This window comes from Variovorax sp. 20P10.2.4 (assembly GCF_058244205.1).
Map to the genome: position 1 here is coordinate 1 of NZ_JBZAYE010000214.1, position 10,729 is coordinate 10,729.

General features: G+C 70.1%; 10 protein-coding genes and 1 pseudogene. 7 read left to right on the forward strand and 4 right to left on the reverse strand.

Annotated features, from left to right (window positions below):
- Together AC27VN_RS20055 and AC27VN_RS20060 are read left to right on the forward strand one after the other, a co-directional pair.
- Positions 1-1,417, forward strand: a 1,417-nt coding sequence (locus tag AC27VN_RS20055) for a tannase/feruloyl esterase family alpha/beta hydrolase (protein ID WP_490877643.1), incomplete at its 5' end; no start/stop codon positions are given.
- A gap of 71 nt (positions 1,418-1,488) precedes the next feature.
- Complete coding sequence (locus AC27VN_RS20060) at positions 1,489-2,472, forward strand: LysR substrate-binding domain-containing protein (protein WP_490877644.1); 984 nt, start codon at positions 1,489-1,491, stop codon at positions 2,470-2,472.
- A gap of 1 nt (position 2,473) precedes the next feature.
- On the opposite strand, the gene AC27VN_RS20065 is transcribed toward AC27VN_RS20060, so the two are convergent.
- The gene (locus tag AC27VN_RS20065; RefSeq protein ID WP_208514128.1) at positions 2,474-3,157 is read right to left on the reverse strand and encodes a TetR/AcrR family transcriptional regulator; all 684 of its coding nucleotides are present in this window, start codon (positions 3,155-3,157) and stop codon (positions 2,474-2,476) included.
- A gap of 213 nt (positions 3,158-3,370) precedes the next feature.
- Here AC27VN_RS20065 and AC27VN_RS20070 point away from each other — a divergent pair, with 213 nt between their 5' ends.
- Genes AC27VN_RS20070 through AC27VN_RS20080 form a run of 3 tightly spaced genes read left to right on the forward strand, consistent with a single transcriptional unit; the run spans position 3,371 to position 6,923 of the window.
- Positions 3,371-4,174, forward strand: a complete 804-nt coding sequence (locus AC27VN_RS20070) for an SDR family NAD(P)-dependent oxidoreductase (protein WP_093340144.1) — start codon at positions 3,371-3,373, stop codon at positions 4,172-4,174.
- Between the two features lie 55 nt (positions 4,175-4,229).
- Positions 4,230-5,366 (forward strand): DUF5938 domain-containing protein, encoded by a 1,137-nt coding sequence (locus AC27VN_RS20075; protein WP_093340142.1) that lies wholly within the window; start codon positions 4,230-4,232, stop codon positions 5,364-5,366.
- Positions 5,367-5,369: 3 nt separating this feature from the next.
- The gene (locus tag AC27VN_RS20080; RefSeq protein ID WP_490877645.1) at positions 5,370-6,923 is read left to right on the forward strand and encodes an acyl-CoA synthetase; all 1,554 of its coding nucleotides are present in this window, start codon (positions 5,370-5,372) and stop codon (positions 6,921-6,923) included.
- A 42-nt stretch (positions 6,924-6,965) separates the two neighbouring features.
- Here the strand turns inward: AC27VN_RS20080 and AC27VN_RS20085 are convergent, their stop codons facing one another.
- The 3 genes from AC27VN_RS20085 to AC27VN_RS20095 form a co-directional block, all read right to left on the reverse strand.
- A complete protein-coding gene (locus AC27VN_RS20085; RefSeq protein ID WP_296791078.1) occupies positions 6,966-7,796 on the reverse strand; it encodes a hypothetical protein in 831 nt (276 codons plus the stop codon).
- Positions 7,797-7,986: 190 nt separating this feature from the next.
- Positions 7,987-9,147, reverse strand: a complete 1,161-nt coding sequence (locus AC27VN_RS20090; RefSeq protein ID WP_490877646.1) for a cytochrome c biogenesis protein DipZ — start codon at positions 9,145-9,147, stop codon at positions 7,987-7,989.
- Positions 9,148-9,161: 14 nt separating this feature from the next.
- Positions 9,162-9,632 carry a DUF2147 domain-containing protein gene (locus tag AC27VN_RS20095; protein ID WP_490877647.1) on the reverse strand — a complete coding sequence of 157 codons (471 nt, stop codon included), beginning with the start codon at positions 9,630-9,632 and terminating at the stop codon, positions 9,162-9,164.
- Between the two features lie 165 nt (positions 9,633-9,797).
- Between AC27VN_RS20095 and AC27VN_RS20100 the strand changes: the two genes are divergently transcribed.
- Both AC27VN_RS20100 and AC27VN_RS20105 read left to right on the forward strand, forming a co-directional pair.
- Positions 9,798-10,538 (forward strand): response regulator, encoded by a 741-nt coding sequence (locus AC27VN_RS20100; protein ID WP_490877648.1) that lies wholly within the window; start codon positions 9,798-9,800, stop codon positions 10,536-10,538.
- Positions 10,535-10,729: pseudogene (locus AC27VN_RS20105) on the forward strand (two-component sensor histidine kinase); the annotation flags it as partial. The gene AC27VN_RS20100 and the pseudogene AC27VN_RS20105, both read left to right, overlap by 4 nt.

Here is a 10,729-nt window from a genome sequence, read left to right on the forward strand (position 1 = left end):
CGCCGACGCGAAGGTGGTGGCCGCCACCGGCGTGCAGCCCGAGTACTGCGTGCTCACCGCGAGCTTCCAGGGTTCGAGCCTGCGCTTCGAGGCGCGCCTGCCGACCTCGAGCTGGAACGGCAAGCTGGCCTTCATCGGCGGCGGTGGCTTCGACGGCGCGCTGCCGAGCGCGGCCGATCCGCAGTTCAGCGCCTCGATCTTCAGCGAGCGCTACGCCACGATCGGCACCAACGGCGGCTACGACTATCCCGGCGTGCGCGACGCGGGCTACTTCGCGGCGCGCTTCGCGGCCGATCCCGCGAAGCTGCTCGACTTCACGCAGCAGTCGGAGCATCGCGCGCTGCCGCCGGGCAAGGAACTGATCGCGGCCTTCTTCGGCAGCGGCCCCGCGCGCAGCTACTTCGAGGGCTGCTCGATGGGCGGCCACGACGCGCTGATGCTCGCGCAGCGCTTCCCCGAGGACTTCGACGGCATCGTGGCGCGCGCCCCGGCCGGCAACATCATGGGCCTGTTCGTGCAGTTCAACCGCATCTCGAAGCAGGTGCGCGTGCCGGCCAACACGCTGAATCCGGCCAAGCAGACCCTGCTGGCCAACGCGGTGCTCGCGCAGTGCGATGCGCTCGACGGTGTGGCCGACGGCATCGTCTCGAAACCCACGGCCTGCAACTACGACCCCGCGCCGCTGCGCTGCGCGGGTGGCGCCGACACCGGCGATGCCTGCCTGTCGGACGCGCAGATCGCCACGGTGAAGACCATCACCTCGGCGGTCGCCACCGCGGACGGCGCCTGGTCGCACCCGGGCTACAACTTCGGCCTCGAGAACACGGCCGAGGGTTGGGGCTCTTACATCTGGCCGCAGGCCGCGCTCGGCGGCAACTCGATCCAGGGCATGTTCTCGGACGGCTTCGTGCGCTCGTTCATCACGCAGGATTCGGCCTTCGACACGCTGGCCTGGAACCCCGATCAGTGGCTCGCGCGCATGGGCGTGGTCGGCGGCCTGTTCAGCGCGGCCGATCCCGACCTGGAGCGGCTGCATGCGCGCGGCGCGAAGCTGATCCTGTGGAACGGCACCAACGACACCTCGGTGAGCGCGCGCGACACCTCGCGCTACTACGACCAGGTGGTTGGCAAGCTGGGACAGGCCAAGGCCGACCAGACCGTCGAGCTGTTCCTCGCGCCGGGCGTGGGCCATTGCGCGGGCGGGCCGGGCGCCGACAAGGTCGACCTGCTGAAGGCGATGGCGACCTGGGTCGAGCAGGGCGTGCCCGCGTCGGCGCAAGGCCTGGTGCAGCGCAAGCTCGACGCGGCCACGGGCGCCACGGCGCTCGCGCGGCCGATGTGCAAATACCCCGCGTACCCGCGCTACAAGGGCGCGGGCGACACGAAGGATGCGACGAGCTTCGACTGCGTGAACTGAGGCCTTGTCCGACCCATAGGCCGCGAACGCGCGGCCTAGAATGGCCGGCCGTTCCCGCAACCCTGTGGCGAATGGCCGGAGACCACCCGCCGATGGAACTGCGCCAGTTCAAGTATTTCGTTGCCATCGTCGATTGCGGCAGCCTCTCGCGCGCCGCGCAGCAGCTCTACGTGGCGCAGTCGGCGCTGAGCAAGCAGATGGCCGAACTCGAGGCCGAGCTCGACACCCAGCTGCTGCTGCGCAGCCGCAACGGCGTGGCGATGACCGAGGCCGGCAAGGTGTTCTACGAATACGCGCAGGGCATCACCAAGCAGGTCAGCGACGCACGCGCCGCGGTGCACGTGGCGGCCGATTCGGTGGTGGGTTCGGTGGTGGCGGCGTTGCCGCAGAGCGTGTCGCCGATGATCGCGCTGCCGCTGATGCGCGCGGCAGCGCGCCGCTATCCCGACGTGGTGCTGCACCTCAACGAGGAGCTCACGGGCAACATGGCCGACCAGCTCACGCGCGGCCGCGTCGACGTGGCGGTGTTCTCGCCGACCATGCCCGCCGAGGACGTGACCTTCACGCCGCTGGTGGAAGAAGACTTCGTGTTTCTCGAATCGCCGCAGAGCCCGCATGCGCTGCCCGAGGGCGAGGTGAGCATCGAGCAGGCGACCGCGCGGCCGCTGGTGTGGCCCGCCAATGCGCACGGGCACTGCACGCGCTGGCTGGTCGATGCGGTGCTCGAGGCCGCGGGCCAGCCGGCCGCGCGCGTGGCGGCCGAGATCAATTCGGTCTACACGCTCAAGGCTGCGGTCGAGGCGGGGCTCGGGCCGACCATCATGCCGCTGGGGCTCGCGCAGCGCGAAGTCGGCGAAGGGCGGCTCGCGGCGCACCGCATCGCCTCCGGCGCGATGTTCCGCACGCTGGGACTGTGCGTGTCGGTGCACCTGCCGACCGGCAATGCCAAGCGCGCCATCTGCGCGCTGATCGCCGAGGTGATGCAGGGGCTGTGCGCGTCGGGCGAATGGGCCGGCGCGCGGGCCGTGCAGGCCGCGAAGAAAACGAAGGGCTGAGTCAGGCGCGGCGCTTGCGCGCGGCCGCCGGCTTGCGGAGCTCGGCGGGCCGCGGGAAGAGGCGCAGGATCGCCGCGCGCACGTCGTCCTTCATGCGCTCGGCCGCATCGGCCTCGCCCGACAGGTGGCGCAGCAGCGCCTGCTGGAACAGGCCGTCGAACAGGGAATAGGCCGCGGCGGGCGGCAGGCCCGTGGGCACGCCAGCGAGTTCCTCGAAGCGGACCATGATGCGCCAGATCATCGCCTCGAGGCTCTTGTCGATCTCGGTCACGTCGTCGCGGAAGGCGGCCTCGAACAGCGCCTGCGAGCGCAGGTCGTACCACAGGCGATGCATGTGGCCCTCGTCGCGCAGCGTGTCGGCCAGGCTCTGCAGGAAGCCTTCCGTCAGTTCGTCGAAGGTGGTGGCGCTGTCGACCGCATGGTCGTAGCGCTTGACGCAGCGCGCCTTGTACTGCTTCACGCTGCAGACGATCAGGTCGACCTTGTCGGTGAAGTAGTAGTGCAGCACGCCGTGCGAGAACTCGGTGTTCTGCGCGATCTCGCGCAGGCTGGTGCGCGCGTAGCCGAGCGTGGCGAGCGTGGTCAGCGCGGCCTCGCCGAGCTCGGCGCGCCGCTCCTCGAACTTGTCGACCCTGGCCTTCGGCACCCGGGCCGTCGACGGTTGTTCCTGCTGTCGTGTCGTCATTTCCACCGCGCCGCGCGATGCGCGGGCCGCTCTCGTTGTCCGTTGATCTGCAAACCATAGCACGCATGGCACGCCCGTGCGAAACGGCGTTCCAGCCTGTTCCGGGTGCCATTCTAAAAAATCTGGACGGTCGTCAAAGAAAATCTTGACACTCGTCAAGACGATTTCTAGGATGGCCGCTCCATCTCACAACCAGACCACAGGAGACAAGCGATGGGACAGTTCGATCTGAAGGGGCGCAAGGCGCTCGTGACGGGTGGCGCGCGCGGTATCGGCGCCAGCATTGCGCAGGCGCTGACCGAGGCCGGCGCGGCGGTGATGATCGGCGACGTGCTCGCCGACGTGGGGCGGGCGACCGCCCAGCGCCTCTCTTCCGGCGGGGCGAAGGCGGGCTTCGTGCCGCTCGACGTCACCGACGACGCGGCCTGGGCCGCGGCCGTCGAGACCACGGTGAAGGAGCTCGGCGGGCTCGACATCGTGGTCAACAACGCGGGCATCGAGATCACCTCGCTGGTGGTCGACGTGCAGGCCGAGGACCTGCGCCGCATGCTCGACGTGAACGTGACCGGCACCCTGCTGGGCATGAAACACGCGTTCCGCGCGATGCGCCCCGGCGGCGCCGCGGGTGCGGGCGGTGCAGTGGTCAACATCGCCTCGGTCGCCGCGACCATCGCCTTTCCCGCCATCGCGGGCTACTCGGCCACCAAGTCGGCGGTCGACCGCGCGACCCGCGTGGCCGCGATGGAGTCCGGCAAGCTGGGCTACGGCGTGCGCGTCAACTGCATCTACCCGGGACTGGTGCCCACCGACATGGGCATGAAGCTCGCGAACGACATCGTCGCCGCGGGCCTCGCGCCCAGCGTGGAGGCGGCCGTCGGCGACGTGATCGGCCAGACGCCGCTGGGCCGGCTCGGCGAGGTCGGCGACATGGCCGACGTGGTGGTCTTCCTCTGCTCCGACGCGGCCCGGTTCATCACCGGCGCCGGCCTCGCGGTGGACGGCGGCATGGGCATGTGAAGGCCATGCGCGAACAGAACGAGTCACACATCAGGCAAGAAAAAGGAGAGACGACATGAGCAGCAAGAACAAGAAGCCGGTCATCGTGTACGGCGCCTCGGGCTACACCGGGCGGCTGGTCTGCGAGTACCTGCGCGAGTACAACATCCCGTTCATCGCCGCGGGCCGCAGCAAGGAGAAGCTCGACGCCGCGATGAAATCGAACGTGCCCGGCATCGAGACCGCGCGCTACGAGGTGGTGGAGGTGGCGCATTCGGTGGAGGCGCTCACCGAGCTCTTCACCGGCGCCTCGGTGGTGCTCAACACCGTGGGGCCGTTCGCCAAGTTCGGCCCCGAGGTGGTCGAGGCCTGTCTCAACGCCGGCTGTCACTACACCGACACCACGGGCGAGCAGGACTGGCTGATCACGCTCGACCAGCAATGGGGCGCCAAGTTCGCCGCCGCGGGGCTGCTGCTCTCGCCGGGCCTGGCCCACATGTACACCACGGGCGAGATCGCGGCCCAGCTGTGCCTCGAGACGCCCGGTCTCGACACGCTCGACATCGCCGTGTTCTGGGGCGGCAGCCCGACCATCGCGTCGACGCAGACCATCCTGGTCAACGCGGCCACCTCGAAGGCCTACTACCTCGAGCAGAACGAGTACGTCGAGTGGCAGCCCGATGCCGGTCTCTACCACCTGTCGATTCCGGGCCAGCACGAGGCCGCACTGGCGCTGCCCTGGGGCGGCACCTCGCACCCCGTGTGGTTCAAGCGCGATCCGCGCGTGGCCAATGTCAAGGTGCTCGGCGGCGTCTTCAACAAGCCGCTGATGATGGGCGTGCCGCAGATCGTGGCGGCCGCGCTCAAGGCCACCGAGGGCATGAACGAGGAGGACCGCTACGCGGCGCTGGCGCAGACGGCATCGAGCGTGATGAACACCATGCCGCCGCGCGAGAACCCGCGCATCAACAAGTCGGTCGACTCGGTGCATGCCTCCGGTCCGCTGGGCCGCGTGCACTGCGTGATCTTCGGCAACTGCAACTACAAGCAGACCGGCATGCTGCAGGCCTATGCGGCGGCCTCGCTGCTGCAGCAGCCGCCGCGCCGCGCGGGCTTCGCCTCGGGCTGCCAGGCCTTCGGCCACCGCGAGCTGCTGGGCGCGCTGCGCGGCTTCGGCCTGGTGCAGGAACCCGTGCTCACGCGCATGGGCTGACCGATGCGTCTCGTCGACTACCTCGACAAGGGCGCCCAGCTGGGCGCCGATGCGCCCTGCCTGACCCTGGGCGAGGCCGACCTCAGCTATGCCCAGGTGCAGCGCATCAGCTGGCGCGTGGCGCGCGGCCTGCAGCGCGCGGGCCTCAAGCCCGGCGACAAGGTGGCCGTGCTCTCGAGCAACGATGCGATGGCCTTCGCCACGGTGTTCGGCATCTCGCGCGCGGGCGGCGTGTGGTGTCCGATCAATCCGCGCAACGAAGCGAGCGAGAACGCCTTCGTGCTCGATGCCTTCGACTGCGCCTGCCTGGTGTTCCACGGCAACTACGCGCCCATGGTCGAGCAGATGCGTTCGCAGCTGCCCAAGCTGCGCGCGCTGGTCTGTCTCGATGCGCGGCAAGCCTTCGCGCCTTCGATGGACGACTGGCTCGAGGGCCTGGACGACGCGCCGCTCGACATCGCGCCGCCCGACGACGTGGCGATGATCGCGGGCACCGGCGGCACCACGGGCCAGCCCAAGGGCGTGATGCTCACGGGGCGCAACCTCGAGGCGATGTCGGCGCTCACGCTGATGGGCTATCCCTTCGAGGGCCGGCCCGCCTATCTCGCGCTCGCGCCGCTCACGCACGCGGCCGGCGTGCTGTGCCTGCCGGTGATGGCGCTCGGCGGGCGCGTGGTCATCATGCCCAAGCCCGACCTCGGCGAGTTCCTCGCGCTGATCGAGCGCCATCGCATCACCCACGCCTTCCTGCCGCCGACGCTGATCTACATGCTGCTGCAGCATCCGGAGCTCGCAGCGACCAAGCGCGATTCGCTGCAGTGCTTCTGGTACGGCGCGGCGCCGATGTCGGCCACGCGGCTCGAGGAGGCGCTCACGAAGATCGGCCCGGTGATGGCCCAGCTCTTCGGCCAGACCGAGGCGCCGATGATGATCTCGATGATGTCGCCGCGCGAGCACTTCAATGCCGACGGCTCGGTGGCCAGGCACCGCCTCGCCTCGGCGGGACGGCCCGGGCCGCTGGTGCAGGTGGGCGTGATGAACGCCGAGGGCGAGCTGCTGCCCACGGGCGAGAGCGGCGAGATCGTGGTGCGCGGCTCGCTCGTGATGCAGGGCTACTACAAGGACCCGAAGGCCACGCAGGAGGCCTCGCGCTTCGGCTGGCACCACACGGGCGACATCGGCCGGCTCGACGACGACGGCTTCCTCTACATCGTCGACCGCGCCAAGGACATGATCATCTCGGGCGGCTTCAACGTCTATTCGGCCGAGGTCGAGCAGGCGCTGATGCAGCACCCCGACGTGCAGGACAGCGCGGTGATCGGACTGCCCGACGAGAAATGGGGCGAGCGCGTGGTGGCGGTGCTGCAGCCGCAGGCGGGCCGCAGTATCGACGCCGAGGCGATCAAGGCTTTCGTCAAGGCGCGTATCGGCAGCGTGAAGGCGCCCAAGCAGGTCGAGGTGTGGGCCGACCTGCCGCGCTCGAAGGTCGGCAAGGTGCTCAAGAAGGACGTGCGAACCATCCTGCTCGCGACCTCGACGCGCGAGCCGGGCGAATAGAGCGAAGAGATCGGCGGCACTGCGCCGCCGATCTCCCCGCGATCAGAAGCGCGCCTTGAGCGAGGCCGTCGGCCCCTGCAGGCGGATCTTCAGCCGCGCGTCGGCCGTGCCGCTGTCGCGCGTGATGTCGATGTTGGTCACGTTGTAGGCCAGCACCAGGCCCACGTTCTTGACCGGGAACCACTCCACGCCGGCCGCGGCGTTGTAGATGTTGCCGTGCGAGCTGCCGCCGTTCTTCCACACGCCCGAGGCGTCGGCGAACAGCCGCAGGTCGGGCGTGATCGCGTGACGCACGCCGATCTCGAGCAGCGGAGCGATCGCATCGCGGCTCGAACTTTCGTTGAGCGTGCCGAACTGGCCATTGACGCCCGCGAGCGCGCTCACGCCGAGCTTGATGCGGTAGTAGGCCGCGCCGGCGCCGAGGCCCAGCACCGTGTTGCCCGAGCCGATCCACCACTTGTACGAGAGCTTGGCGAAATCGACCTGCGTGTCGACGTTGGCATTGCCGAAGGCCGCGATGGTGCCAAGGCCGCCGAGCGAGGTGCCGCCCGAGAGGCCGCCGAAGTAGTCGCGCTTGTAGCGGAAGTAATCGAACGACAGGCCTTGCGTGTCGCCGAGCAGCACGTCGGCCGTGATGCGCGGCATGGTCACGCGGCCGGGCTTGATGTCGCCGGTGCGCAGCGAGCCGTAGGGCGTGCCCACCGAGGCGTCGAACTTGGGATCGGCGGCATAGGCGCCGACGGAAAGGCTGAAGCGGTCGAGCGCCGGCGACGGATCGGCGAGGGCGGGCGTGGCGGCTGCGAGCAGGCCGCCGCCGGCCAGGGCGGCGACGAGGGTGGCGTGGCCGCGGGCGCGCGAACGGAGCAAGGGCATGAAGAAGGTCCTTCGAAGGAAGAAAGGCAAAAAAAAGAAACCTCGGACCTTCGCGCGTCGCTCGGGCTCCTGAGGTGCTGCTCCCTGTTGATGACCCACAAGTTAATAAGAGCGCTCGCACGCGCCTATGCGTCGATGACGACGGTGCTTGTAGGAGAAATCGCCATGCATCTGTTGGCGCGCGCCTGCGTCATTGCAGCGCCTGCTCGATCTGCCGCTCGATGTGCGCATAATCGCCTTCGCCCACGTGGCGAAAGATCACGCGCCCCGTGCGGTCGACGAGATAGAGGCTGGGCCAGTACTCGGTGCCCCAGGCCTTCCAGGTCTTGTAGCGGTTGTCCTGCGCCACGGGGTAGTCGATGCCGTGGCGCCGGATCGCCGACTGCAGGCCGGCCGCGTCGCGCTCGAAGGCGAACTCGGGCGTGTGGACGCCGACCACCACCAGGCCGCGCTCGCGATAGCGCCGGGCCCACTCGCGGAGGTGGGGCAGGGTGTTGACGCAGTTGACGCAGCCGTGGGTCCAGAAATCGACCAGCACGACCTGACCGCGCAGGCCCTCGATCGTGAGCGCGGGCGAGTTGAACCACTGGTCGATGCCGACGAAGTCCGGCGCCGTCGCGACCTGCACCGCGGTGGCGGAACCGCCCGAGGACCACGCCGCCCGCGAGAGCCATGCCGACAACTGCGTGTCGACCCGCAAGGCCATGGCCGCGGCGGTCGCCATCATCAGCACGCCGAACACGCGGCGCAGGGCGTGCATGTGCTTCGCCACGACGCGAATCCGCGCGCTCGCGGCCTGTCCACCGTAGGCGATCGCGAGCATCGGCACGCCGGCGCCGACGGCGTACATCAGCAGCAGCCAGGCGGCGGTCCACGATTGCTCCTCGGTCGCGATCAGGGTGAGCACCGAGGCCAGCACGGGCCCGGCGCAGGGCGTCCACAGCAGGCCCAGGCTCGCGCCCAGCAGCAGCGCGCCGCCAGGGCTGGCACCGGCGCGGTCGCCGAGCTTCTGCCCGGCATCGGCGAGAAAGCCCAGCGGCGCGGCCAGTCGGTCGAGCAGGCGCGGCCATGACAGCAGCAGCCCGAAGGCCAGCAGCACCGCGATGCTCGCGTGGCGCAGCGCCTGCGGCGAGAGCCCGAGCACGCGCGTCGAGGCGCCGAAGGCCAGCGCGGCGGCGGCGAACGAGAGCACGAAGCCGGCCACGATCAGCAGCGGCCGCAGCGACGCGGTGCGCGCGGACGGCCCGGCGGGCGCGAGCGTGGCGCCGAGCAGCAGGGGCAGCATCGGCAGGATGCAGGGACTGCCGACGGTCGCGATGCCGGCGCCCAGGGCGAGCAGGGTTTGCAGCATGTGCCGGCCTTGCTTCAGTGGCGCGACGGTGCGCGGGTCCATCGCTGCGTCTTGCCGAACAGGGGCAGGCCGACATAGGCATGGAGCACCAGCTCGCCGGCGGCGATCGATGCGGTGGCGACCGACATGCGGCAGCGGTAGGTCTTGCCGTTCTCGCGGTTGTAGATCGTGCCTTCCCATTCGCCGCCCGGCTCGGTGGCGGCCGTGGGCCTGAAGTCCTTGAGCAGCGTCATGCCGAGCGGCGAGCGCGTGTCGACGGCCTGCATCTCGCCGCCCTCGGGCGCCATCGAGCGGTTGCCGAGCACCTGCGTGACGGTGCCGCACAGCGCGTCGCCGCAGGCCGAGACCTCGACCTCGAGGTTGCCGTTGGCGGTGATCCAGCGGCCGCGCGGATCGCTTGCGGCGGATTGGGCGAAGGCCGCCGGGGCGGCGGCGAGCAGCAGGCCGAGCGCGAGGGCGCGGCAGGCGGAAATCATCGAGTGCATGGAGGCTCCATGGGTGATCGGGAGCCGCCATTGCATCGGCCGGCGTCGCCGCGGCGATGTCGAAAAGCCGGCGGATCTGTAGCAATGCTTGTCCGTGCGCGGCCCGGACAAACTGCGATACAAAACCCCTGCCGCGCCGTGCGCCGCTGCAACTATCGTGCGGCGATGGAACGCCCCGACCATGTGCTCGTCGTCGACGACGACCGCCAGATCCTCGCGCTGCTGCGCGACTACCTGACGCAGGGCGGGCTGCGCGTCAGCACGGCCTGCGATGCCGCGCGCATGCGCGAGGTGCTCGCCGCCCACGCGGTGGACCTGATCGTGCTCGACCTGATGCTGCCCGGCGAGGACGGCCTCTCGCTGTGCCGCAACCTGCGTTCGCGCGACGCGGCGCCGATTCCGATCCTGATGCTGACCGCGCGCGCCGACGAGGCCGACCGGATCCTCGGCCTCGAGATGGGCGCCGACGACTACCTGACCAAGCCCTTCGCGACGCGCGAGCTGCTCGCGCGGATCCGCTCGGTGCTGCGCCGCACGCGCATGCTGCCGCCCAACCTGCGGCGCGCGCAGCAGCCGCGCTTCCTGGCCTTCGGCGACTGGCGGCTCGACACGCTGGGGCGCCACCTGGTGGACGCGAGCGGCACGCTGGTGGCGCTCACGGGCGCCGAGTACCGGCTGCTGCAGGTGCTGCTCGAGCGGCCGCAATGCATCCTGCACCGCGACCAGCTGCAGAGCCTGATCCAGGGCCGCGACAGCGACGCCTTCGACCGCTCGATCGACCTGCTGGTGAGCCGCCTGCGCCGCCGGCTGCGCGACCTCTCGCGCGAGCCGCGCTACATCAAGACGGTGCGCGCGGCCGGCTATGTGTTCTGCTGCGAGGTGCGCGCCGAGGCCGATGCGACATGAAGCGCGCGCAGACGATGTTCGGCCGGGTCGCGGTCGTGGTGTTCGCGGGCCTGGCGCTGGCGCATGCGCTGACCTTCGCGGTGCTGCTGCACGAGCGCGGCCTGCTGGCGCGCGACATGATGGCCTCGTACCTGGGCAGCGAGGTCGCGAGCGCGCTGGCGATCCTCGATCGCGTGCCGCCCTCGGAGCGC

Coding starts and splice junctions, on each gene's coding strand:
- AC27VN_RS20060 (WP_490877644.1), top strand. CDS start 1,489: ATGGCCGGAGACCACCCGCCGATGGAACTGCGCCAGTTCAAGTATTTC.
- AC27VN_RS20065 (WP_208514128.1), bottom strand. CDS start 3,157: ATGACGACACGACAGCAGGAACAACCGTCGACGGCCCGGGTGCCGAAG.
- AC27VN_RS20070 (WP_093340144.1), top strand. CDS start 3,371: ATGGGACAGTTCGATCTGAAGGGGCGCAAGGCGCTCGTGACGGGTGGC.
- AC27VN_RS20075 (WP_093340142.1), top strand. CDS start 4,230: ATGAGCAGCAAGAACAAGAAGCCGGTCATCGTGTACGGCGCCTCGGGC.
- AC27VN_RS20080 (WP_490877645.1), top strand. CDS start 5,370: ATGCGTCTCGTCGACTACCTCGACAAGGGCGCCCAGCTGGGCGCCGAT.
- AC27VN_RS20085 (WP_296791078.1), bottom strand. CDS start 7,796: ATGCCCTTGCTCCGTTCGCGCGCCCGCGGCCACGCCACCCTCGTCGCC.
- AC27VN_RS20090 (WP_490877646.1), bottom strand. CDS start 9,147: ATGCTGCAAACCCTGCTCGCCCTGGGCGCCGGCATCGCGACCGTCGGC.
- AC27VN_RS20095 (WP_490877647.1), bottom strand. CDS start 9,632: ATGCACTCGATGATTTCCGCCTGCCGCGCCCTCGCGCTCGGCCTGCTG.
- AC27VN_RS20100 (WP_490877648.1), top strand. CDS start 9,798: ATGGAACGCCCCGACCATGTGCTCGTCGTCGACGACGACCGCCAGATC.